Consider the following 24,164-nt stretch of genomic DNA (forward strand, 5'->3'; position numbering starts at 1 on the left):
AGGAGATGGTAAATTTGGGTAAGTGGAATAAAGGAATTATTTTAACAATGATATTATTATTAACGGTTACAATTTTTCTTTCTGGTTGTAATGGATCGGAGAAAGAAGTAGTAGCTAAAGTAAATGGTGCTGAAATTAGTCAAAGTCAATTAGACAAATATGTAGACTATAGAAAAAAAGAGTCTGAGTTAAGTGGATATATTTCCTCAGATATGTGGGAAGATAAAATAGAGGGTAGCAATAAAACATATGAAGATCAATTAATAGAAAGTTCTTTAGAAGATTTAATAAATCAAGAAGTATTGTTACAAAAAGCAGAAGAATTAGATATAAAAATAGATGATAAAGATGTAGAAAAAGAATTAGAGCAATTTAAAAGTACAGATGAAAATGCTAAAAGTTTTAATGAGTATTTAGATAGTATAGGTATATCTGAAGATTATTTTAAACAAATGTATAAAGAAAGTATGATAATTACTGCACTTATAGAGGAGACTGTAGATATAAGTGATAAAGAGGCAGAAAAATTTTATGAAGAGAATGTCGATACGTATGATAAGGTTGAAGCAAGTCATATATTGTTAGAATCTAAAGAAGAGGCTGAAAAGGTTAAGAAAAAATTAGATTCTGGAGAAGATTTTAGTGAATTAGCAAAGGAATATTCTCAAGATGGAAGTGCTGAAAATGGAGGTAACTTAGGATATTTTGCTAGACCTCAAATGGCTAGTGAGTTTTCAGATGTAGCTTTTGATCTAGAAAAAGAAGAAGTAAGTGATGTAGTGAAAACAAAATCTGGATATCATATAATCAAAGTTACTGATAAAAAATTAGGGTTTAAAAGTAATAAAGAGGAAATTATTTCAGAATTGCAAAATCAAAAATTTAATGAAAAAGCATTAGAATTAATAGAAAAAGCAGATATAGAAAGAATTTTAGAATTTGAAGATGATACAGAAGAAAAAGATGAAGATGATACAAAAAGCACAGATGATGCAGAAAATGCAGAAGAAGATAGTGAATAATATTTTTAAAAGATTACCATTAGGTAGTCTTTTTTATTATTAGTTAGATTAATATTATTAGATAAATTATCAATCGTGCATAAATTATGGTAAAAAGTAAAATAATAAAATTAACATAGACATAATATATTAGGAGGTAAAAAATGAAAGCTACAGGAATAGTTAGAAGAATAGATGATTTAGGAAGAGTTGTAATACCAAAAGAGATTAGAAGAACTTTAAGAATAAGAGAGGGGGATCCTTTGGAAATTTTTACCGATAGGGAAGGAGAGGTAATATTAAAAAAATATTCACCTATCGGAGAATTAAATGAATTCGCTACAGAATATGCAGAGTCATTAAACGAAAGTACAGGACATATTACTATAATATGTGATAGAGATAATGTAGTTGCTATAGCTGGAGGTCCAAAGAAAGAATATTTAAATAAAAGGATTAGTCCAGAGTTAGAAAAATTAATAGAAGGAAGAGATATTTATTTAACAGAAGGAAATACTAAACCTATAAGAATAACAGTTGAAGAATATAATCCCAAAGAATACATTACTCAGGTTATATCTCCTATAGTATCTCAAGGGGATCCTATAGGTGCTGTGATACTAACATCTAAAGATTCTGATATAGTTATGGAGGAATTGGAGATTAAATTAGCAGGTACAGCATCTAATTTCCTATCAAAACAAATGCAACAATAATTATAATACCTACCTATGGTAGGTTTATTTTTTTGTATTTAAAAAATAATATTTTTATAGAAATTAATATATATCTTTTAGTACTATAAAGTTTTTGATATAATCAAAGTATTAGTTTATTAAAGGTTGGATAATCTATTCAGGAGGTAAAAATAGATGAGTAAAGATAATTTTTTGAAAGGAGCTGCAATACTAGGTATAGCTGGCTTTTTAGTAAAAATATTAGGAGCAATATATAGAATACCTTTAGGTAATATGCTTGGTGATGTTGGTATGGGATATTATCAAACTGCATATCCTTTATATACATTAATGTATGCTATTTCAACAGCAGGATTACCAGTAGCAGTTGCCAAATTAGTGTCGGAAAAAAGGGCAATGGGAGATTATAGAGGCGCTCAGAGGATATTTAAAGTTGCATTTTTAGGACTTGTGATAGGAGGAGTATTAACATTTACTTTTGTATTTGTAGGAGCAAAATTTATAGTTGATAAATTAGGGAATTCAAATGCATATTATGCAATGATAGCTTTAGCTCCTGCTTTATTATTTACACCTATTATGTCAGCATTCAGAGGATATTTTCAAGGTAGACAGGATATGACTCCTACGGCTTTATCTCAGATAATAGAGCAATTTTTTAGAGTTTCAGTAGGATTAATGGTTGTAGGAATTATTATGAAACTTGATAAAGGGTTACCTATGGCAGCAGGAGGAGCGTCATTTGGAGCATCAGCAGGTGCATTATTAGGTACTATTATTATTATGTACATATATTCTAAGAGGAAGAAAAAAATAGGCAGAGAAATAAGAAAATCTTCTAGATTTAAAAGAGAAAGTACAAAGAGCATTATAAGAAATATATTAGCAATATCTATACCAATAACTATTGGTGCATGTATTATACCTTTATTTGGAACAATAGATGTTGCTATAGTAATGAAAAGACTTCAAAGTATAGGATATACAGAGGCAGAAGCATCTGGATTATATGGTCAACTTACCGGTATGGCTCAAACATTAATTAATTTTCCTCAGGTATTTTCTGTAGCAATAGCTGCTAGTTTAGTACCAGCTATATCTACAGCTTTTGCGAAAAAAGATTATAGAGAGATAAAAAAGACTGCAACATCCGGAATTAGAGTTACATTACTTGTTGGATTACCAGCTGCATTAGGACTTTTTATATTATCCACACCAATAATAAAATTATTATATTTTGGGAATCCTTTAGAAGTCCAAGAAAGTGCAGGTCAAATATTAGCAGTTTTATCTTTTAGTGTGATATTTTTAACTCTTGTTCAATCATTGACAGCAATATTGCAAGGTATAGGTAAACCATTTATACCTGTTAGAAATCTTTTAATAGGTGTATTGGTAAAAGTTGTTGTAGTATATGTGTTGACAGGAATCCCTCAGATAAATATAAAAGGAGCAGCTTTAAGTACCATAATTGCTTATACTATAGCAGCTATATTAAATTTTGCATCGGTTAAACATTATACAAATATTAAATTTAATATATTAAATTTAGTCATAAAACCAATGATTTCGGTTGCTATAATGGGTATTGTTGTATGGGTAACATATAATGGAGCTAATACAATGATTGGAAATAAATTGGCTACAGTTATATCTATTTCTTTAGGAGGTATAATTTATGGCCTAGCCCTTTTAAGAACAGGTACAATTACCAGTAGAGATTTTGATTTGATTCCTGGAGGAGTTAAATTAGCAATAAAATTAAAGAAAATAGGATTATTAAAAAAATAAATAAAGATTATAGTAGAAACCCTTGATTTTATTGTTATTCAACACTATACTAGTATAGTAGCTAATATACTTTTATATATAAGTCTATGGAGGTTAAAAATGATTAAAATAAATATTATAGGATTGGGATTTGGTGATATAGAAAAAATTACATTACATAGTATTGAAACTATAAAGAAATGGAAAGTTTTTCTAAGAACTGATAAGAGTCCCATTATAGATTATTTCAAGGATAATAACATAGACTATGAAAGTTATGATAATATATATGAAACACTAGATACTTTTGATGAAGTATATAACTATATTGTCGAGGATTTGGTTAAAAAAGCTAATGAAAATAATATTATTAATTATTGTGTGCCTGGAAGTCCTACTTTATCCGATAAAGTTACGGAGATATTATTAGATAATAAGGAAAAATTAGGGATTGACATTGAAGTTTTAGATAATTTTGGACTCTTGGAGGGAGTATATAATAGTCTAGATAAGACAATGAAAAAAAGTGTTAAGGTAATTGATGCTTTAGATATTAAATCTATAGACATAGATATAAATAGTGACTTAATAATAACTCAAGTTCATGATAAGATTATTGCATCAGAAGTGAAAATATTTTTAGAAGAAGTATATGCTGATGAGTACAATATAAAAGTAATAAATGATTTGTATGATAGAGAAAAAAATAAAAGTATTTTATTGTATAAATTAGATAGAATTGAAGACTATAATCATATGACAATTATATATATTCCAGCAGTTAAAGGTGAAGAAAATATTTATAATATGAATAATTTAATAGATATAATGGAAATATTAAGAAGTAAAGATGGTTGTTTATGGGATAATGAGCAGACTCATAAGTCTTTAAGGGAGTATGTAATTGAAGAAGCATACGAAGTAGTGGATGCAATAGATAATGATGATATGATATTATTAGAAGAAGAGTTAGGAGACATATTATTGCAAGTAGTATTTCATAGTCAGATAGCTAGAGAAGAAGGATATTTTAATATATGGGATGTTATTACATCAATATCTAAGAAATTAATATATAGACATCCTCATGTTTTTAAACATGATAGGGCTGAAAATATAAAACAAGCTAATGAAAATTGGGATAGTATGAAAGCTAAATCTAAAGATTATTTAAGTTATACAGAATCTATGATAGATACCTCTAAGGGTTTGCCATCACTAATGAAATCATATAAAGTTCAAAAGAAAGCTTCTAAAGTAGGATTTGATTGGGATAATAAAGAAGACGCTTATAAAAAAGTAGTAGAGGAAATACATGAACTTGAAGAAGCAGTTGAAAAGAATAATTTTAATGAAGTAGAAGAAGAATTTGGAGATTTATTATTTGCTTTAGTGAATTATGGTAGATTTTTAGATATAAATCCAGAGACAGCTTTGAACAAAACATTTAATAAATTTATTGAAAGATTTAAGTATATAGAATATATTAGCAAAAAAGAAGGTAAACATTTAGAAGAATTGACCTTAAATGATATGAATCAGTTGTGGAATAGGGCTAAAAGCCTAAATAAATAAAAAAACATAAAAAATGATAATAAAAAGAAGGAATTTAAGAAAAAACCTAGAATATGCTATTTAAAGCATTTTTTAATCCATGATTAGGAAAGGAGATAATTGAAATCTATTTTCCATAAGATGGATGTATAATTTAAAATATTAAAAATAAGTAGGGAGGAATAATTAATGAACAAAGCAGAATTAATTACAAGTATGGCAGAAAAGAGTGGTTTAACTAAAAAAGATGCAGAGAGTGCATTAAATGCATTTATGAATAGTGTTGAGGATGCTCTAGTTAAAGAAGAAAAGGTTCAATTAGTTGGTTTTGGAACTTTTGAAGTTAGAGAAAGAAAAGCTAGAGAAGGAAGAAATCCAAGAAATCCTAAAGAAAAAATTCAAATACCTGCATCAAAAGCACCAGTATTCAAATCAGGTAAGACTTTAAAAGAATCAGTTAATAAGTAATTAATATTTATTATGATGAAGAAATCAGGTCTATGACCTGATTTCTTCTTTGAATAGTGTAATTTAAGGTGGGATATTATGAGAATAGATAAATTTCTTAAAAATTCAAGAATAATAAAGCGTAGAACAGTAGCAAAAGAAGCTTGTGATACAGGAAGAGTATATATTAATGGAAGAGCAGTTAAAGCTGGTAGTGAAGTGAGTGTGGGGGATAAAATAAAAATAGATTTTGGTAATAATACTATGGAAGTAAAAGTATTAGAATTATTAGAACATGCTCCCAAGGATAAAGCTCAAGGTATGTATAAGATTATTAATTAAAGATACCCAATAAATCTTAAGATTTATTGGGTATTTTTTTGTAATAATCTTAGAAATATATTCATACATTTATACATAGGAATAGTAGGAGGTAATATATATGGAGGACAAAGTTAAATCACAAAATCTTATTTTAGAAGATAGAAAAAAGTTAAGTATCTCCGGAGTAGAACATGTTGAAAATTTTAATGAAGAACAAATTGTGCTTGATACAGTGGAGGGATCTCTAATGATTAAAGGAGAATCTTTAAATATAAGCAAATTAAATTTAGAAGATGGAAATGTAAAGATAGAAGGAATGCTACAATCTCTTGTATATAGTAATAAATCTACTTCTAATTCTAAAGAAAATGGGTTTTTAAGAAAAATTTTTAAATAAACCGATGGTTTTAGCCATTGGTTTAATTTTTGATTGGAGGCATTATGGAAAACTTAGTATCAAATCAATTTCATGTATTTCTCACATCTATTTATGGTGGTATATTAATAGCTTTTATTTATGATTTATATAGAATATTTAGATATTATGTTAAACCTAAAAGTGTTGCAACTATTATTCAAGATATAGTATTTTGGATAATCATTCTTATGACTACTTTAATACTATTATATTATAGTAATTGGGCAGAATTAAGGTGGTATATATTTTTAGGATTCATTATAGGTTTCTTTTTATATAATAGATTATTAAGTAAAATAGTAATAAAAATTCTAGTTTATATAGGAGAGAAGATAATTAATTTAATAAAGAAGATTATATATATTGTTACTTATCCTATAAGGATTATTATTAATATCTTGAAAATTCCTGGGAGAAAAATTTTAAAACAAGGAAAAATTGGAGGTAAAAAGATAAAAAAATATTGTAAAATACCTATTTTAACAACAAAAGAATATAAAAAACAGATTAAAAAGTTAATTAGGAAAAAATAGGTATAAATTACGACTTTAATAAATTATAGTTTTAACATATAATATAAATATATAGTATAAAGCCTTATGTTAATAAAAAATAGAGGATGAGGTATATGAAAAAGCGAAAAAAATTCAAAATAAAATATATCTTGATAATTGCTTTAATAATCTATTTGGTAAGTATGTTTATAAAACAAGAAATGAAAGCTAATGAACTTCAATCTCAAATTGAGAAAAAAGAACAAGAAAAAGAAAGTTTAAATAAATACATAGAAGATAATACTAAGAAGGCAGAATATTTAGATAAGATAGTATTAGCTGATGATCCTATGAAATATATTGAGTCACTGGATAATGATGAACAAATTAAGGAGTATAAAAATATATTAGAATATATAGAGAATATAGCTAGAGAAGAACTTTTTATGGTAAAACCTAATGAAATTATATATATAGATAAGAATAAATTAAATAATATATTCAAAGAAAATCCTTAAATTATTAGTGATATTGACATCTATTAAATCTTAATATATACTTTAGTAGATTATAGTTATATTTTAAAAGGAGGAGTATTGTATTTATGCCCGTTAAAGTAGGAAATGTAGTTGAAGGAACTGTTACTGGGATAACTAATTTTGGTGCATTTATTCAACTATCAGAAGGAGAAACAGGACTAGTGCATATTTCTGAGGTTTCTGATGATTATGTAAAGGATATTCATAATTATTTAAAGAAAAATCAGAAAGTTAAGGTTAAGGTATTATCTGTAGAAAAAGGTAAGATAAGTTTATCTGTCAGACAAGCTAAACCTAAAACAAATAATCCTGGAGAAATTGATTGGTCTAATAAAAGTGATCAAAAAATGAAAAAAATGTCTTTTGAGGATAAACTTTCAAAGTTCTTAAAAGAAAGTACTGAAAGACAAGACCAGATCAAATCAAGAGATTCAAAAAAAGGTATAAGTTCTAAAGGTATAAAATAATTTATATTGAATTAATAAGAGTATTTTTGTACTATGGAATAAATTGTATTAATTTTAAAATATGATGATAAAAGAACAACTAAAAACTAGTTGTTCTTTTATCATTTTTTTCGACAAATTTAAGTATTAATATATTAATAAATATAATTGGAATATTATAGTTAATTATTTGAAAGCTTTTATGACCAAAAAAATGAAAAATTTTATAATTATAAAGTGTTATATGTCAAAAATATTTTTTATTGGACAACCCTTATTGACAAATATTTCATTTGGAATTTGATACAATTGATACACATCATATAGAGGGTTGGTGGTTTCTAGTGATAAGTACTGAAGTAAGTAATTTAAGAGATAAAAAAGGATGGAGGTGGACATTAAGAATAATAATTGAAAATATTCAAAATAGAAGTATTGGGCGTAAGGATATAATAATATTTGTGATAGCTTTTTTTATATCAAGAGCATCTATAATGAATAATTTAACGCCTTTTGGTATAGCGTTTATTACGTCATATTATACTAAGAAAAGAGCAAGAATACATGTATTAATAGCAGGAATAATTGGAATGATAAGTATTCATGGATTATATAGTTATCAGTATATAATTCCAATGATTATTATATACGTTATTATGAATGCATTAGGAGATAAAAAATCTAATATAAAAGCCTCTTTATTAGGAGGATTAATTTTAACATTATTTAAAATTATTGTGTTGATAAGTACAGATTTTTATATGTATGATTTAATAATTTATTTATTTGAAGGAATTACGGTGTTTGCTTTAATATTTATATTCATTTATAGTATAAATCCATTAGAAACTAGTGGGGATAGATTATTAACTAATGAAGAAATGATATCAGCAGTTATTATGATATCGGTTGGAGTTGCTGGAATAGGAGGAATATCAATTTTTGGATTATCTATAATGGATGTTGTCGGAATATTCCTTATATTGTTTTTTTCCTATACTAGAGGTGTTACTATGGGAACTGTAATAGGCGTTAATATTGGTTTAATAAGTTCTATGTCTCAAGTGGACATGCCTTATATTATATCGATTTATGCTATAGCAGGTCTTTTATCAGGAGTATTTAAAGACATAGGAAAGATTGGGACGATAATAGGTTTTACTTTAGGAAATATAATTATGTCTTTTTATATAAATGGATTTGCTGAACAACTTGTAGGATTTAAAGAGATGATTTTAGCGTCGATAATTTTCCTTCTATTGTCAAATTATATATCTGAATTTGGAAATAGAATTATTGTGAGAACTAATAGAGGATATTTGATAGAAGATATCTATAGCAATAGAATAAAGGATATGACTTTTAGAAGACTTAAAGAATTTTCTACAGTATTTAAGGAATTATCAGAAATATTTAAAAAAGTATCAGAAAGAGAACGTATATTAGAAGAAAATGATATAAGCAAGTTTATGGATTCAGTTGCGTCAAAAACTTGCAAGAATTGTTCTATGAATAGGATTTGTTGGGAGCAAGATTTTTATAATACTTATCAAGAAATGTTTAAGTTGATTAATATATTAGAAAATAAGGGTCAAATAAATAAAGGAGATGTACCAGAGTTATTTAAAAAAAGATGTGTGAGATTTGAAAGACTTATAGAAGTGATTAATCAAGCGTTTAATATATATAAATTAAATTATAAATGGGAAGGAAAGATATTAGAAAGCAGACAATTGGTTTCTCAACAATTAGATGGAGTGAGTAATATTATTGAAGATTTATCAAATGAGATATATGCTGATATAAAATTTAAGGAAGAAGTAGAAAAAACAATATATAGTGAATTGAAAAAAGAGAATATATCCACTAATGAAATAACTGTAACAGAATCTCAAGATAATAAATTTGAGATATATGTAGATTTAAATGTTTTAAATAATAAAGAAAGGATGATAGAAAAAGTGACAAATATAGCATCTAAAGTAGTTGGATATCGATTAATAAGAGATAGATTTTCTACAAGTGATTTAGATTATGGTAAAGGAGTAAAATTTAAATTAATTAAATCTAATAGATATAATGCTGCTACTAGAATAGCATTATATCATGATAATAATGATTGTATTTCTGGAGATAGTTATACATTTGGAGAAAGACAGAATAATTATTATGCAGTTTTGAGTGATGGGATGGGAAGGGGAGAAAGAGCCAAAGAAGAAAGTAGTATAGCAATAAATTTATTAGAAAAATTTTTAGAGGTAGGTTATGATAAAGAATTAGCCTTAAAAACCATAAATTCAATATTAGTATTAAAATCTAGTGAAGAAGTATTTACAACAATAGATATGTCAATATTAGATTTATATAAAGGGAGTGTTCAATTTATAAAAATTGGATCGGCTCCTACATTTATAAAAAAGAAAGACAAAGTAGAAATAATCAATTCTACTACGCTACCTGTTGGCATTCTTAAGGAAGTAGAGTTTAATATTTATGAAAGTAATATGGAAGATGGGGACTTAATTATAATGATGTCTGATGGTATATTAGATGCCCATCAAGCTTGTGATGATAAAGAAAATTGGATGAAAGATATTATAAATAATATATCTAGTAGAAATCCTCAAACTGTAGCAGATAAAATATTAGATGAGGCGATAAATATATGTGAAGAAGCTAATAGAGATGATATGACTGTTTTAGTTACTAAAGTATGGAAAAAAGATAAGACTCGTAAGAGATAAAAAAGTTGTATATATAATACCCTATTGGCAATAATTAAATATAAATATCAATAGGGGGTATAATAAATGGAAAAAGAAGTTCTATTTAAGCAGATAATTTTAGTTACCGATGGAGAATCAAATGGAAAAGGAGATCCTATGGAATCTGCTAAAATAGTATCTGAAGCAGGTATAACTATAAGTACAATAGGTATTATTAACAGAGATAGTAGTGAGATGGCTAGATATGAAATAGAACAAATAGCTAGAATTGGAAAGGGAGTCTGGGAAATAACAGAACTAGATAAACTTCAACAGACGATGCAGATGGTAACTCAGAAATCAATATATCAAACTATACAAACTGCAGTTAATAAAGAGTTAAAATCAATTATTGATACAGAAATAAATGATTTAAAACCTGATTCAAGAGAAAAAATACTTGGTTTAATGGATAATTTATCAGATTCGATAAATTTAAAATGTATTATTTTATTAGATACAAGTAAAAGTATGGTATCTAAAATAGATATTGCTAAAAAAAGTATACTAAGTTTATTGAATATATTGAATTCTAGAGAAGGTAAAAGTGAAATAGCTGTATTATCTTTTCCATATATGAGAGGAGAAAATTATAATTTAACATGTGATTTTACTGAAGATATAAATATTTTAAAGAGAAGTTTAGAGAATATAAAAATTTCAGGAAATACACCTACAGCTGAAGCATTATATGGAGCTTTTCGTATATTAGAAGGGAAAGAGATTGAAGAGGATTTAGAAGAAGGATGTTTAATATTATAGGATTTAGGGTTTTCCTAGATCCTTATTTTATTATTGTGGGGTAAAAAATGGAAAAGAATGATATTATAAAAGGAAAATGGAATAAAAATATTTATTGGATTGAAAATTTTATAGAAAAAGGCGGTATAGGATATATATATAAGGTAGTGGATGATAAGGAAAGAGTATTTGTATTAAAAGCTTCTAAAGATTTAATGTCTTTAACTAAGGAATATAAAATACTTAAAGAGTTTTCTTATTTATCAGCTATACCCAGGGTTTATGAGTTAGATGATGGATACATTCAAGGAGAAGAAAATCATTTTATTATAATGGAGTATATAAAAGGGGAATCTTTAAAAAAATACTTATTAAGAACTATAAGTATAAAAGATATATTATCTGTAGCTATCATAATAGGAGAAATATTAAAGGAAATATATTCAAAAGGTTATATTTATTGGGATGTAAAGTTAGAAAATATCCTTATAGATAAAAAGAATATGATGATAAAAATTATTGATTTTGGAGGGGTTTCAAAAATAGGACAATCAATAAAAGAATATACTCCAACATATAATATGCATTGTTGGAGAGATAGGCCTCATTATGATGATAAGAGCTTAACTTTTTCTATTAATATGATTATAATATCTCTTTTATATAAGAAGGAATATAATCCATTGACAAATAGCATTGAAGATATATTATATAGAATAAAGGATTCAAATCTTGCTTCTAATATAAAAAAAGTATTGATTAATGGAATGATAGGTAATTATGATATAAGAGAATATACAGGTAGACTTAAAGATATTATTAGAGAAGGTAAGTTTGAAGAAAATAAACATTGTAGAAATTGGATAGATACTTTTTTTTGGGGTAGTATAGGTATATTCCTAATATTTATATTTTTTACATTCAACAAATAGATTTTTAAACATGAGGTGAAATAATGGAAGGGAGAGTATTAGATACTATAAAAATACATGACTTGATTGAAGAAGAAGATAATGTAGTAATTGGGGTTTCAGGTGGTCCAGATTCAATGTTTTTATTTTCTATTTTATATAAACTGAAAGAGGTATTAAATTTTAATATAATAGTTTGCCATATAAATCATGGTGTTAGGGGTATAGAATCTGATGAAGATGAAAAATTTGTAAAAGATGAATGCAAGAATTTAAATATTCCATATCATTTTATAAGAGTGAATATGGATGAATATGCTAATGAGAATAATCTCACTTCAGAAGAAGCAGGAAGAGAATTGAGATATAGATTTTTTAGAAAAACCTTATCTGATTATGGAAAAGGGGTTATTGCTGTAGCTCATAATAAAAATGATCAAGGAGAAACATTATTGATGAGGTTCTTTAGAGGTACAGGAATTGATGGACTTAAAGGAATGGATTATAAAAGTAATGATGTAATAAGGCCTATATTAGATATATCTAGAAATGAAATAGAAGAATATATTTTATGTAATAATATACCTGTGAGAATAGATAAAACAAATAAGATGGATATTTATAGGAGAAATAGTATTAGGCTTAATTTAATTCCCATGATAGAAGAAAATTATAATCCATCTATTATAGATACTCTTTTTAGAACTTCAAGAATCATAGAGAGGGATTTTGATTTTATAAATGTTTATACTAAAGATGTTTTTAAAAGAGTTGTAATGAGGATTGATGCAAATAAGATAGAAATAGATATCAATGAATTAATAAAAGAACATAAAGCTATTCAGTATAGAATTATTAGAGTAGCTATTGAAAAAATAATAGGACATTTAAAAGGAATTGAAGAGGTACATATAGAAGTAATAATAAATCTTGTTAAAAATAATATTACAGGGAAAAAGGTTGATATATCTAATGATATTGAGGGATATACAGAATATAATAAATTAATTTTACAGATAAAAAAGGATAATAAAACTTGTAATTTTAAGTCTAAGCTTTATTTAAATAGAATCAATTTCATACCAGAATTAAATATGAAAATTGATATTCAATTAGTCGATAAAAATATTAAGAATATTAAATCCAAAGATATGTTTATAAAATATTTTGATTATGATAAAATAGATAAAGACTTGTTTATTAGAAATAGAGAATCAGGAGATAAGTTTAAACCATTAGGAATGAATGGAACTAAAAAATTAAAAGATTTTTTTATAGATGAAAAAGTACCTAGAGATAAAAGGGACAAGACACCACTAATTTATGATGAAAAAGGTATAATATGGGTGGTAGGATATAGAATAAGTGAAGATTATAAGATAGATAGCAGTACAAAAAGAATATTAAAAATTTCAATAAATAAATAGGGGGACTTCTATGAAAAAAGATATAAGAGAAATTTTAATTACTGAGGAAGAATTGAAAAGCAAAATAAAAGAATTAGGTAAGAAAATATCAAAGCATTATAATGGAGAAGATCTTACAGTAATATGTATCTTAAAAGGTGCAATTGTATTCATGGCAGAATTAATAAAAAATATTGATATGCCTATAGAAATAGACTTTATGGATGTATCTAGTTATGGAAATCAAACTATATCCTCTGGAGTAGTTAAAATAATTAAAGATTTAGATTCTAGTATTGAGGGTAAAAATATATTAATTGTGGAAGATATTGTTGATAGTGGATTAACACTTAAATATTTAGGAGAGATATTAAAATCTAGGTCACCAAAGAGTATAGAGATATGTTCTTTATTAGATAAACCTGAAGGAAGAAAAGTAGAAATGAATGTAAAATATAGAGGTTTTGTTGTTCCAGATGTTTTTCTTGTAGGTTATGGTTTAGATTATGCTGAAAAATACAGGAATTTACCTTATATTGGTATTTTAAAGGAAGAAGTATACCTTGGATAAGGCTGTATTGTATTTTAGTTATATATATGGTAGAATAATTTATTGTTAATTTTAAAAAGCGGAAGGAGGAACACTTTTGAGGAAGTTTTTTAGAGGTATAAGCATTTATTTGCTTATATTTGTAGTTTTAATTCTCATAGTCCAATATTTTTTTACAAATGATGCAAAACCTGTTGAAATGGGATATGAAGAATTAAAGGTAGAAATTGAAAAGGATAATATAAAGAGCATAACTTTTGTAGATAATACGATAAAAGGTGAGCTTGATGATAAGGATAATACTAAATTTACATCATATGTACCAGATGTACAAAAAGATTATTATGATGAGTTAATTAAAGATAGTAATATAAAAAACGTAAGTGCTGAACCAGAGCCAGGAACTCCTTGGATAATTAGTGCATTACCTACTATATTGATTGTATTGATATTTGTAGTGTTTTGGTTTGTATTTATGCAACAATCTCAGGGTGGCGGAGGAAGAGTGATGTCATTTGGGAAAAGTAAAGCAAAAATGCATAAAGAAGATCCAAAGAATAAAATTACATTTGATGATGTAGCTGGTTTAGAAGAAGAAAAGGAAGAGTTAGTTGAAATTGTAGACTTTTTGAAGAATCCAAAGAAATTTACACATCTAGGAGCCAGAATACCAAAGGGAGTATTGATGGTAGGACCTCCAGGAACAGGTAAGACTTATTTATCAAAAGCAACAGCAGGAGAGGCAGAAGTACCATTTTTTAGTATAAGTGGTTCAGACTTTGTTGAAATGTTTGTAGGTGTTGGAGCATCAAGAGTCAGAGACTTGTTTGAACAAGCGAAGAAAACTTCACCATGTATTGTGTTTATTGATGAGATAGATGCTGTGGGAAGAAGAAGAGGAGCAGGATTAGGGGGAGGACATGATGAAAGAGAACAAACCCTAAATCAGTTGCTCGTAGAAATGGATGGATTTGGCATAAATGAAGGAATTATTATAATAGCGGCAACAAATAGACCTGATATATTGGATCCAGCTTTATTAAGACCTGGTAGATTTGATAGACAAGTACAAGTTGGAATACCTGATATTAAAGGTAGAGAAGCTATTCTTAAGATACATTCTAGAGGTAAGCCATTAGAAGGTGATGTAGATTTAAATGTTATTGCTAGAAGAACAATAGGATTTACACCAGCAGATTTAGAAAATTTAATGAATGAAGCAGCATTATTATCTGCTAGGGAGAACCTTAAAGAAATCCCAATGAGACTTTTAGAAGAAGCAATAACTAAAGTGATTGCAGGACCAGAAAAACGTAGTAGAGTAAGAAGTGATAAAGAGAATAATCTTACTGCATATCATGAGGCTGGTCATGCGGTAGTAGGGAAATTATTACCAACGACAGATCCTGTTCATATGGTTACAATTATGCCTAGAGGAAGAGCAGGAGGGTTCACTATGAGTCTTCCAACAGAAGATAGAAGTTATATGTCTAAGACAGAGATGCAGGAAAAAATAGTAGAACTACTTGGTGGTAGAGTAGCAGAAAAATTAGTACTAGAAGATATAAGTACTGGAGCGTCTAATGATATTGAAAGAGCAACTAAATTAGCTAGAGATATGGTGACTCATTATGGTATGAGTGACAAGCTTGGACCTATGACATATGGAAAAGATGACAGCAATGTATTCCTAGGAAAAGATATAGGAAGAAGTAAAGATTATAGTGAAGAAGTTGCATCAGAAATAGATCATGAAATGAGAAGAATAATAGAAATGGCATATAGTGAAGCAGAACGTCTTTTATCAGAGAATATAGATAAACTTCACGAAGTAGCTCATAAACTATTAGAACAAGAAACATTAAATGAAAAAGAATTTAATAGCATATTTGAAGAAGATAATGAAGTTCAAAATGATGATTTAGAAGATGATACAACTGAAAATGATTCAAATGATGAAGATATAGAATAAATATGATGGTCACAATTGTGGCCATTTTTTATTCGATTTTTATATTTTTTTGTTATAATATTATATAAATAAAATAAGTAGGAGTGATAATATGGAATTTAATCTAGAATTAAATATGAAAGGTAGAGCAGAAGATGTAGTGGTTGAAGAAAATACTGCTGCTAAATTTGGAAGTGGTACCATATATGTATATGCTACGCCTATGATGATTGGATTGATGGAAAATGCTGCATTAAATACTGTGGATGAAGCATTAGGAGAAGAATATTCCACAGTAGGCGTAAAAGTAGATGTAGATCATATTTCTGCAACTCCTTTAGGCAAAAAAGTATGGGCAAAAGCAGTACTTACAAAAATAGAAGGTAAAAGATTATATTTTAATGTCTCTGCTTATGATGAAAATAAAAAAATTGGAGAAGGAATTCATATAAGATATATTATAAATAAGAATAAATTTTTGGATAAATTAAAATAGATATGATTTTTTAGAGAAAAGCAAGTAAATGTAGAAAAATATATAATCATGTCATATAATAACGAAAATAATAATTTGTTCTTGCAAATGTTTTCATGATGTATTATAATAAAAAGTGAAAATAGTAAGAAAATTTAATAAAGATACCATATAATTATGGTGATGGAACAACTTTCTATCAATAAAAATAATTATAACACGGTAGTCTAAGTTTTATGCCTTAGTCTTGCTGTGTTTTTTTATTTTAAATTTTGATATAAATTTAACAATTGGAGGTGATAGACTAGTTTAAATATTTTAGGTTTCATTAAATTATAAGGGGGAATAAGTGTGAATTATCAGTTTTTCGACTTTGTAGGATGGATAACTAATCCTTTTATTTTAATGTTTTTAGCTGTATTTACTGGTTTGCTTTTTGGAAAAATTAAGTTTGGAAAATTTAATTTTGGAGTTTCTGGAGCATTATTTACAGGTATTGTTATAGGATGGGTTATAACAAAATATGCAAATGGTTTTTCAGAAGGTTCTACAGGTTATAGTTCAGCACAAAATATGTTATCAGTCGGAGTTATTCCTAAGGATTTCTTTAATTTATTTTTAATATTATTTGTAGCAGCTGTAGGTTTATTAGCTGCAAAAGACATGAATGTGGTTATTAAAAAGTATGGTACAAAATTTATTCTTTTAGGCCTTGTAATTACTTGTATAGCTGCAGGAGCCACATATGTAATGACAATTTTAAGTGAGGATTCAAATCCTTATGAAGTTGCTGGAGTATATACAGGAGCATTAACTAGTTCTCCTGGGTTAGCAGCGGCTATTGAAACTGCTACAGACCATGCAACTGATAAAATTGCAGAATTTGATGATATGAATGACAATGAAAAAATAAAGATAGCTAAAGAGTTAGATATAGACTCAGAAGAAATTACTAAAGAAGGATTTCAATTGACATCAGAACAAAAAAGTGAGTTTATTAATAATGCTGAGGCAGGAATTGGAGCTGGTCATGCTATTGGATATCCTTTTGGAGTTCTTGTGGTTATACTTGCGGTGAATTTTTTTCCTAATATATTTAAATTAGATGTGGAAAAAGAAAGAAAATTATATAGAGAAGAGATGGAGGCTGCAAGAAAAGCTGCAAATGTGAAAGAGATTAAGACTGTTAGTTTTGATTTGATAGCGTTTTCAGTAGCTTGTTTATTTGGTTATACTATAGGTCAGATCACTATTCCTCTTGGACCATTAGGAGATTTTAGTTTAGGAGCTACTGGAGGAGTACTTATAGGTTCTTTATTGTTAGGATATATAGGAAAGATAGGTCCTCTTTATTTTAGAATGGATAGCAATATCCTTAGTGTTGTAAGACAATTATCATTAGCATTCTTCCTTGCAATAGTTGGATTAAGATATGGATTTGTTGTTATAAATTCTGTGGTTAGTTCAACAGCGGGTGCATATTTAGCTTTAGTATCATTAGTTGTAGGTGTTGTGGGTATGTTAATTGGATTTTTAATTGGAAGATATGTATTTAAATTAAATTGGCTTATGTTGTCTGGAGCAATTTGTGGTGGAATGACATCTACGCCAGGGTTAGGTGCAGCCATTGAAGCAGCAGGAAGCGACGAACCAGCAGCTGGTTATGGAGCAACATATCCCTTTGCATTATTAGGAATGGTATTATTTACAATTATTCTTCATAAATTACCCATGTAGTTTTTATATTTGATAGAATATAGGTAAAAGCTTTTAAATGGAGTGGTTAATGTGAAGAATGATGAAGTGTTTTTGACTGGTTATGCAAAATTACCAGATGGAATTACTGCAAAAGAATTGTATGTAGTAGTAGCTTTAGGGTTAGTCGTTGATAGGGAAACAAGTGAAATATTAGAAGCTGAACCTACTTTATCTACACATGTAGCAAGAGATTTTGTTTCAAAATTATTGGTTGGAGAAAAATTAAATGACATAAATCATATTGAAAATAAATTTAGACATAACTATTTTGGTTCAGCTAAAAAGGCTGTTTTGACAGCTATTAGAACATGTCATAAAAATTACAAAAAAATTCATGGAGACTTAGAATGAAGGGGGAAATAAATTGTTGGAGAAAAGATTGCGTTGTGCAAAGCTTAAAGATAAAATCATGGAAGCAAAAGAAGCAGCTAAATTCTTTGAAAAAGACATGGTAGTTGGTACCAGTGGATTTACCCCAGCAGGATATCCAAAATCTGTCCCTTTAGCATTAGCTGAAAGGGGAGAAAAGGGAGAAGATTTAGGTCTAACTATTATTACTGGTGCATCTGTAGGAGATGAATTAGATGGTGCTTTATCAAGAACAGGAGTGCTAAAAAGAAGATATCCTTATCAGACTAATAAGGATTCAAGAAATAAAATCAATGACGGTAGTGTTCAATATTCTGATATGCATTTAAGTCATGTACCACAATGGGTTAAATATGGTTTTTTTGGTAATATAGATATAGCTTTAGTAGAAGCTGTAGCTATTAGAGAAGATGGGGGAATAGTACCTTCTACTTCAATAGGAAATTCTAATGTTTTTGTAGAAAAAGCAGATAAAGTTATAGTAGAGATAAATACTAGTCAACCATTGGCATTAGAAGGAATTCATGACATATATAGTCCTGAAAATCCACCAAATAGGAGACCAATTCCATTAACTAGAACTAATGAAAGAATTGGTACGGATTATATACCATGTGACCCGGATAAAATAGTAGCAATAGTAATATCTGATATAAAAGATAAAACTAGACCTGTAGCTTCAATAGATGACGTATCAAAGCAAATGGCAAAACATTTAATAGGATTTCTAGAGAAAGAAGTAAAGGAAGGAAGATTGCCTGAAAATTTATTACCATTACAGTCAGGAGTAGGAAGTGTAGCTAATGCAGTTTTGGGAGGACTTGTTGATTCTAAATTTGAGGATTTGACAATATATTCAGAGGTTATTCAGGATTCAGCATTAGATTTATTAGATTCAGGAAAAGTAACCTTTGCATCAGGTACTTCACTAACAGTATCTCCTGATAGACTAGATGATTTTTATGATAATTTTCATAAATATAAAGAAAAAGTAGTCTTAAGACCTCAAGAAATAAGTAATAATCCTGAGGTGATAAGAAGATTAGGTATTATAGCTATGAATACAGCTATTGAATTAGATATATATGGAAATGTAAATTCTACTAATATAATGGGAAGTAAAATGATGAATGGTATAGGTGGATCTGGAGATTTTGCTAGAAATGCATATTTATCTATATTTACTACTCAATCTATAGCAAAGAATGGAGATATTTCTAGTATTGTACCAATGGTATCTCATCATGATCATACAGAACATGATGTTCATGTTATTGTTACAGAACAGGGAGTTGCAGATTTAAGAGGATTGAGTCCAAAAGAAAGAGCTAAAACAATTATAGAAAATTGTGCACATCCAGATTATAAAGAACAGTTAATGGAATATTTATCCAGCTCTCTTGAAAAGTCTGCTTCTAAACATTTACCTCATGCCATGGATAAGTCTTTGTCTTGGCATAAAAGATTTTTAGAACAAGGTACAATGAAAATCAAGTAATATTAAAAAAAATTAACATTATAATATATTGAAGGTTTTATATAAATACATGTAGAAAATTGTAGCATAATATATGGGTTAAATTTTAGAGTTATAAAAAATACTCCTAATAATTTTAGTACTAGGTACTAGTATTTTGTCATAAAATAAGTTAGGATTAAGAAGAAAAGTATTTTATTGATAATCTTTAGCTCTTAATAAAGGAGGTCTAATTGTGATTAAAGATGAGAAAATGAAAGAAATTAAGGATTCAACTAAAAAATGGGAAGAAACAACTGTTGATAAAGCTATTTCAAGATTCCCAGAAAGAAAAAAAGAATTTAAAACTGGCTCAGGGTTAAAAGTAGATAGACTTTATACTCCTGAAAATGTTGAAGATTTAGATTATGAAAATGACTTAGGATATCCAGGACAATATCCATATACTAGAGGAGTCCAACCTACTATGTATAGAGGTAGATTATGGACTATGAGAATGTATGCGGGATTTGCAACTGCAGCAGAATCAAATAAAAGATATAAATATCTAGTAGAGCAGGGTTCAACAGGTCTTTCAGTAGCTTTTGATTTACCTACTCAGATCGGATATGATTCGGATCATTCATTAGCAGAAGGAGAAGTAGGAAAGGTTGGAGTTGCAATAGATTCATTAAAGGATATGGAATTACTTTTTGATGGTATACCATTAGATAAAGTAAGTACATCAATGACTATAAATGCTCCAGCATCTGTACTATTGGCTATGTATATAGCAGTAGCTGAAAAGCAAGGGGTATCTCAAGAAAAATTAAGGGGAACTATCCAAAATGATATCTTAAAAGAGTATATTGCTCGTGGAACTTATATATTCCCAACGGAAGAATCTATGAGATTAATAACTAATATATTTGAATATTGTTCAGAAAATGTACCAAAATGGAATACAATAAGTATTTCTGGTTATCACATTAGAGAGGCTGGATCTACAGCGGCTCAAGAAGTAGGATTTACATTAGCAGATGGTATAGCATATGTGGAAGCTGCAATTAAAGCAGGTCTTGATGTAGATTCATTTGCACCAAGACTATCATTCTTCTTTAATGCTCATAATGATTTATTAGAAGAAGTTGCTAAGTATAGAGCTGCTAGAAGATTATGGGCAAGAATAATGAAAGAAAGATTTGGAGCTAAAAATCCAAAATCAATGATGCTTAAATTTCATACACAAACTGGTGGTTCTACATTAACAGCTCAACAACCAGAAAATAATGTGGTTCGTGTGGCTATTCAAACATTAGCAGCTGTTCTTGGAGGAACTCAGTCATTGCATACAAATTCTAAAGATGAAGCATTGGCTTTACCTTCAGAAACATCTGTAAGAACTGCTCTAAGAACTCAGCAAATTGTCGCTCATGAAAGTGGAGTTACAGAAACAATAGATCCTTTAGCTGGATCATATTATGTGGAAGCTAAGACAGATGAAATTGAAGAAAAAGCTATGGAATATATTAAAAATATAGACGAAATGGGTGGAGCACCTAAGGCTATTGATGAGGGATACATCCAAAAAGAAATCATGGATGCTGCTTATAATTACCAAAAGGATATTGAGTCTGGAGAAAATATTGTGGTTGGAATGAATAAATTCCAGGCAGAAGAAGAAGCTCCAAAGGATCTATTAAAAGTTGATCCTGCAGTAGGAGAAATGCAAAAAGATAGAATAAAAGCTCTTAAAGAAGAAAGGGATAATGAAGCGGTTTCAGATAAATTAGAAAACTTAAGAAAAGCTTGTGAAAGTGATGAAAATGTAATGCCATATATAATAGATGCAGTTAAAGAATATGCCACTCTAGGAGAGATTTGTGGAGTAATGAGAGAAATATTTGGTGAATATGAACAAGCGGTAATGTTATAGAGATAAATGTATAAAGGAGGAGTTTAAATGGATAGACCAATTAGAGTATTAGTTGCTAAGCCAGGACTAGATGGTCATGATAGAGGAGCTAAAGTTATTGCAAGAGCTCTTAGAGATGCAAGTATGGAGGTAATATATACTGGTCTTAGACAAACTCCAGAACAAATAGTAGCAGCGGCTATACAGGAGGATGTAGATGTTGTTGCTATGAGTATATTATCTGGAGCTCATAATCATTTGTTTCCAAAGGTAGTAAAACTTTTTAAAGAAGAAGGAGTAGAAGATGTACTTGTTATAGGAGGAGGAGTTATACCAGATGATGATATACCAGGACTAAAAGAAGCTGGTATAGCAGAAGTATTCACACCAGGAACTCCTACTACTAAAACAATAGAATTTATAAAAAATAATTTGAAAAAGTAGAGGATATTAGGTGGTGCTAAATTTGGACTTAATAAATAAATTGCTTCGAGGAGATAAAAGAACTTGTGCAAGAATGATAACAAAAATTGAAAATAATGAAAAAGAAGCAGAAGATATTTTGAAGGGAATATATGAGCATACTGGTAATGCTCATATAATTGGGATAACAGGACCACCAGGTGGAGGAAAAAGTACTTTAACGTATAGATTGAGTAAGGAATTAAGTAATCAGGGCAAAAAAGTGGGGATTATTGCAATTGACCCCACTAGTCCCTTCACAGGAGGGTCTATACTTGGAGATAGAATAAGAATGAATAAATTGGCAACTGATCCTAATGTATTTATAAGAAGTATGGGTACTAGAGGACATTTGGGAGGATTATCAAAAGCAACCCATGGAGGAATAAAAGTTTTTGATGCATATGGATGTGATTATATATTTGTAGAAACAGTAGGAGTGGGGCAATCCGAGGTAGATATTGTAAAAACTGCTGATACTGTAGTAATGGTCATGGTACCTGGATTAGGAGATGATATTCAAGCTATTAAGGCGGGAATTATGGAAATAGCAGATATATTTGCTATAAATAAGAGTGATTTGGAAGGTTCTGAAAGAACTACAAGAGAAATAAGAATGATGGTTGAGATGGGAAATGAGGAGAAAAAACCGCCGATTCTTAATGTTATAGCAAATCAAAATGAGGGTATTAGAGAACTTATAGAAGAAATACACAAACATAAAGAATATTTAATTTCAACAGGTAAATTAGAAGAGAAAAGACTTGAAAGGATAAGATCAGAAATAATTACATTAATAGAAGATGAAATTAAATCAAGAATATTTAATGATAAAGATGTATATAAGTTATTAGACAATGTATTAAAAGATGTTTATAATAAAGAATTAGATCCTTATACTGCTAAGGATAAATTATTTAAAGCTATTATCTAAAGGAGGATATTATTATGGTAAAAAAAGTAGATCATATAGGTGTGGCTGTTAAAGATTTAGAAGAAACTATAAAATTTTATACTGATATTTTAGGTATGGATTTACAAGGAACAGAAGTTGTTGAGGAACAGAAGGTTAAAGTTGCATTTTTACCTATAGGCGATAGTGAAATGGAATTGTTAGAGTCTACAGAAAAAGATGGACCTATAGCTAAATTTATTGAGAAAAAAGGTCAAGGTATACAACATATTGCGTATAGGGTAGATGATATAGAGAAGAGTATAGAAGAATTGAAAGCAAAAGGAATAAAAATGATTGATGAAAAGCCAAGATATGGAGCAGGAGGAGCAAAAATAGCTTTCTTACATCCTAAAAGTACTCATGGTGTATTAGTGGAAATTTGTCAAAGAGATTAATTATTATTAATCAGCTAAGAAGGAGGATTAATAGATGTCCAATAACAGAGTAGAAGAATTACGCCAAAAAAAAGCAAGTGTTAAACTTGGAGGCGGAGAGAAAAGTATAGAGAAACAACATTCTAAAGGAAAGATGACAGCAAGGGAAAGAATAGAGCATTTATTAGACGAAGGAAGTTTCATTGAAATAGATACATTTGTGGAACATAGATGTACTAATTTTGGAATGGAAAAGAAAAAGGTTCCCGGGGAGGGCGTTGTTACAGGATATGGTACTGTTGATGGTAGACTAGTATATGTGTTTGCCCAAGACTTTACTGTAATAGGTGGATCTTTAGGAGAGATGCATGCGGCTAAGATTACT

At 28.4% G+C, this 24,164-nt stretch carries 25 protein-coding genes; all 25 read left to right on the forward strand.

Features of this window, described 5'->3' with window-relative positions:
* Nucleotides 1–14: 14 nt before the first annotated feature.
* Nucleotides 15–1,022: a peptidylprolyl isomerase gene (locus GOQ29_RS03525; protein WP_203371254.1), complete on the forward strand. Its 1,008-nt coding sequence runs from the start codon at nucleotides 15–17 to the stop codon at nucleotides 1,020–1,022.
* 143 nt (nucleotides 1,023–1,165) lie between these two features.
* Nucleotides 1,166–1,717, forward strand: a complete 552-nt coding sequence (gene spoVT / locus GOQ29_RS03530) for a stage V sporulation protein T (protein WP_203371255.1) — start codon at nucleotides 1,166–1,168, stop codon at nucleotides 1,715–1,717.
* Between the two features lie 156 nt (nucleotides 1,718–1,873).
* Nucleotides 1,874–3,490 (forward strand): putative polysaccharide biosynthesis protein, encoded by a 1,617-nt coding sequence (locus tag GOQ29_RS03535; RefSeq protein ID WP_203371256.1) that lies wholly within the window; start codon nucleotides 1,874–1,876, stop codon nucleotides 3,488–3,490.
* Nucleotides 3,491–3,589: 99 nt separating this feature from the next.
* Entirely contained in the window at nucleotides 3,590–5,044 is a 1,455-nt protein-coding gene (gene yabN, locus GOQ29_RS03540; protein WP_203371257.1) for a bifunctional methyltransferase/pyrophosphohydrolase YabN, read from the forward strand.
* Nucleotides 5,045–5,212: 168 nt separating this feature from the next.
* Nucleotides 5,213–5,491, forward strand: a complete 279-nt coding sequence (locus GOQ29_RS03545; RefSeq protein WP_203371258.1) for an HU family DNA-binding protein — start codon at nucleotides 5,213–5,215, stop codon at nucleotides 5,489–5,491.
* Between the two features lie 78 nt (nucleotides 5,492–5,569).
* Complete coding sequence (locus GOQ29_RS03550; protein WP_203371259.1) at nucleotides 5,570–5,812, forward strand: RNA-binding S4 domain-containing protein; 243 nt, start codon at nucleotides 5,570–5,572, stop codon at nucleotides 5,810–5,812.
* Between the two features lie 100 nt (nucleotides 5,813–5,912).
* Nucleotides 5,913–6,191: a sporulation protein YabP gene (gene yabP / locus GOQ29_RS03555; RefSeq protein ID WP_203371260.1), complete on the forward strand. Its 279-nt coding sequence runs from the start codon at nucleotides 5,913–5,915 to the stop codon at nucleotides 6,189–6,191.
* 44 nt (nucleotides 6,192–6,235) lie between these two features.
* A complete protein-coding gene (gene yabQ / locus GOQ29_RS03560; protein ID WP_203371261.1) occupies nucleotides 6,236–6,745 on the forward strand; it encodes a spore cortex biosynthesis protein YabQ in 510 nt (169 codons plus the stop codon).
* 95 nt (nucleotides 6,746–6,840) lie between these two features.
* Nucleotides 6,841–7,224 (forward strand): FtsB family cell division protein, encoded by a 384-nt coding sequence (locus GOQ29_RS03565; RefSeq protein WP_203371262.1) that lies wholly within the window; start codon nucleotides 6,841–6,843, stop codon nucleotides 7,222–7,224.
* Between the two features lie 86 nt (nucleotides 7,225–7,310).
* The gene (locus GOQ29_RS03570) at nucleotides 7,311–7,712 is read left to right on the forward strand and encodes a S1 RNA-binding domain-containing protein (RefSeq protein WP_203371263.1); all 402 of its coding nucleotides are present in this window, start codon (nucleotides 7,311–7,313) and stop codon (nucleotides 7,710–7,712) included.
* Between the two features lie 323 nt (nucleotides 7,713–8,035).
* Nucleotides 8,036–10,435 (forward strand): stage II sporulation protein E, encoded by a 2,400-nt coding sequence (gene spoIIE, locus GOQ29_RS03575; RefSeq protein WP_203371264.1) that lies wholly within the window; start codon nucleotides 8,036–8,038, stop codon nucleotides 10,433–10,435.
* A gap of 66 nt (nucleotides 10,436–10,501) precedes the next feature.
* Entirely contained in the window at nucleotides 10,502–11,218 is a 717-nt protein-coding gene (locus tag GOQ29_RS03580; protein ID WP_203371265.1) for a vWA domain-containing protein, read from the forward strand.
* Between the two features lie 47 nt (nucleotides 11,219–11,265).
* Nucleotides 11,266–12,129, forward strand: coding sequence for a protein kinase domain-containing protein (locus tag GOQ29_RS03585; RefSeq protein ID WP_203371266.1), 864 nt, complete (start codon nucleotides 11,266–11,268; stop codon nucleotides 12,127–12,129).
* Nucleotides 12,130–12,152: 23 nt separating this feature from the next.
* Nucleotides 12,153–13,535: a tRNA lysidine(34) synthetase TilS gene (tilS, locus tag GOQ29_RS03590; protein WP_203371267.1), complete on the forward strand. Its 1,383-nt coding sequence runs from the start codon at nucleotides 12,153–12,155 to the stop codon at nucleotides 13,533–13,535.
* A 10-nt stretch (nucleotides 13,536–13,545) separates the two neighbouring features.
* Nucleotides 13,546–14,085 carry a hypoxanthine phosphoribosyltransferase gene (gene hpt, locus GOQ29_RS03595; protein ID WP_203371268.1) on the forward strand — a complete coding sequence of 180 codons (540 nt, stop codon included), beginning with the start codon at nucleotides 13,546–13,548 and terminating at the stop codon, nucleotides 14,083–14,085.
* 76 nt (nucleotides 14,086–14,161) lie between these two features.
* On the forward strand, nucleotides 14,162–16,036 hold the full coding sequence (ftsH, locus tag GOQ29_RS03600; protein WP_203371269.1) for an ATP-dependent zinc metalloprotease FtsH: 1,875 nt from the start codon (nucleotides 14,162–14,164) through the stop codon (nucleotides 16,034–16,036).
* 91 nt (nucleotides 16,037–16,127) lie between these two features.
* A complete protein-coding gene (locus GOQ29_RS03605) occupies nucleotides 16,128–16,511 on the forward strand; it encodes a thioesterase family protein (RefSeq protein ID WP_203371270.1) in 384 nt (127 codons plus the stop codon).
* Nucleotides 16,512–16,841: 330 nt separating this feature from the next.
* Nucleotides 16,842–18,227 (forward strand): aspartate-alanine antiporter-like transporter, encoded by a 1,386-nt coding sequence (locus GOQ29_RS03610; protein WP_350445966.1) that lies wholly within the window; start codon nucleotides 16,842–16,844, stop codon nucleotides 18,225–18,227.
* Between the two features lie 51 nt (nucleotides 18,228–18,278).
* Complete coding sequence (locus tag GOQ29_RS03615; RefSeq protein WP_203371271.1) at nucleotides 18,279–18,599, forward strand: DUF3870 domain-containing protein; 321 nt, start codon at nucleotides 18,279–18,281, stop codon at nucleotides 18,597–18,599.
* A gap of 13 nt (nucleotides 18,600–18,612) precedes the next feature.
* Nucleotides 18,613–20,115, forward strand: a complete 1,503-nt coding sequence (scpC, locus tag GOQ29_RS03620) for a succinyl-CoA:acetate CoA-transferase ScpC (RefSeq protein WP_203371272.1) — start codon at nucleotides 18,613–18,615, stop codon at nucleotides 20,113–20,115.
* Between the two features lie 214 nt (nucleotides 20,116–20,329).
* Nucleotides 20,330–22,009: an acyl-CoA mutase large subunit family protein gene (locus tag GOQ29_RS03625; protein ID WP_425475065.1), complete on the forward strand. Its 1,680-nt coding sequence runs from the start codon at nucleotides 20,330–20,332 to the stop codon at nucleotides 22,007–22,009.
* Nucleotides 22,010–22,036: 27 nt separating this feature from the next.
* Nucleotides 22,037–22,432: a cobalamin B12-binding domain-containing protein gene (locus tag GOQ29_RS03630; RefSeq protein WP_203371273.1), complete on the forward strand. Its 396-nt coding sequence runs from the start codon at nucleotides 22,037–22,039 to the stop codon at nucleotides 22,430–22,432.
* A gap of 10 nt (nucleotides 22,433–22,442) precedes the next feature.
* Nucleotides 22,443–23,384, forward strand: coding sequence for a methylmalonyl Co-A mutase-associated GTPase MeaB (gene meaB / locus GOQ29_RS03635; RefSeq protein WP_350445967.1), 942 nt, complete (start codon nucleotides 22,443–22,445; stop codon nucleotides 23,382–23,384).
* A gap of 14 nt (nucleotides 23,385–23,398) precedes the next feature.
* Nucleotides 23,399–23,800 carry a methylmalonyl-CoA epimerase gene (gene mce, locus GOQ29_RS03640; protein WP_203371274.1) on the forward strand — a complete coding sequence of 134 codons (402 nt, stop codon included), beginning with the start codon at nucleotides 23,399–23,401 and terminating at the stop codon, nucleotides 23,798–23,800.
* A gap of 34 nt (nucleotides 23,801–23,834) precedes the next feature.
* Nucleotides 23,835–24,164, forward strand: a 330-nt coding sequence (locus GOQ29_RS03645) for a carboxyl transferase domain-containing protein (RefSeq protein ID WP_286672860.1), incomplete at its 3' end; no start/stop codon positions are given.

Origin of the sequence: Anaeromonas gelatinilytica (genome assembly GCF_016820635.1) — a bacterium.
GTDB classification, from domain to species: Bacteria; Bacillota; Clostridia; order Tissierellales; family SIT17; genus Anaeromonas; species Anaeromonas gelatinilytica.

What these genes read in the sequence shown, in the direction of transcription:
- spoVT (WP_203371255.1), top strand. Translation starts at nt 1,166, where the DNA reads ATGAAAGCTACAGGAATAGTTAGAAGAATAGATGATTTAGGAAGAGTT.
- GOQ29_RS03535 (WP_203371256.1), top strand. Translation starts at nt 1,874, where the DNA reads ATGAGTAAAGATAATTTTTTGAAAGGAGCTGCAATACTAGGTATAGCT.
- yabN (WP_203371257.1), top strand. Translation starts at nt 3,590, where the DNA reads ATGATTAAAATAAATATTATAGGATTGGGATTTGGTGATATAGAAAAA.
- GOQ29_RS03545 (WP_203371258.1), top strand. Translation starts at nt 5,213, where the DNA reads ATGAACAAAGCAGAATTAATTACAAGTATGGCAGAAAAGAGTGGTTTA.
- GOQ29_RS03550 (WP_203371259.1), top strand. Translation starts at nt 5,570, where the DNA reads ATGAGAATAGATAAATTTCTTAAAAATTCAAGAATAATAAAGCGTAGA.
- yabP (WP_203371260.1), top strand. Translation starts at nt 5,913, where the DNA reads ATGGAGGACAAAGTTAAATCACAAAATCTTATTTTAGAAGATAGAAAA.
- yabQ (WP_203371261.1), top strand. Translation starts at nt 6,236, where the DNA reads ATGGAAAACTTAGTATCAAATCAATTTCATGTATTTCTCACATCTATT.
- GOQ29_RS03565 (WP_203371262.1), top strand. Translation starts at nt 6,841, where the DNA reads ATGAAAAAGCGAAAAAAATTCAAAATAAAATATATCTTGATAATTGCT.
- GOQ29_RS03570 (WP_203371263.1), top strand. Translation starts at nt 7,311, where the DNA reads ATGCCCGTTAAAGTAGGAAATGTAGTTGAAGGAACTGTTACTGGGATA.
- GOQ29_RS03580 (WP_203371265.1), top strand. Translation starts at nt 10,502, where the DNA reads ATGGAAAAAGAAGTTCTATTTAAGCAGATAATTTTAGTTACCGATGGA.
- GOQ29_RS03585 (WP_203371266.1), top strand. Translation starts at nt 11,266, where the DNA reads ATGGAAAAGAATGATATTATAAAAGGAAAATGGAATAAAAATATTTAT.
- tilS (WP_203371267.1), top strand. Translation starts at nt 12,153, where the DNA reads ATGGAAGGGAGAGTATTAGATACTATAAAAATACATGACTTGATTGAA.
- hpt (WP_203371268.1), top strand. Translation starts at nt 13,546, where the DNA reads ATGAAAAAAGATATAAGAGAAATTTTAATTACTGAGGAAGAATTGAAA.
- GOQ29_RS03605 (WP_203371270.1), top strand. Translation starts at nt 16,128, where the DNA reads ATGGAATTTAATCTAGAATTAAATATGAAAGGTAGAGCAGAAGATGTA.
- GOQ29_RS03630 (WP_203371273.1), top strand. Translation starts at nt 22,037, where the DNA reads ATGGATAGACCAATTAGAGTATTAGTTGCTAAGCCAGGACTAGATGGT.
- mce (WP_203371274.1), top strand. Translation starts at nt 23,399, where the DNA reads ATGGTAAAAAAAGTAGATCATATAGGTGTGGCTGTTAAAGATTTAGAA.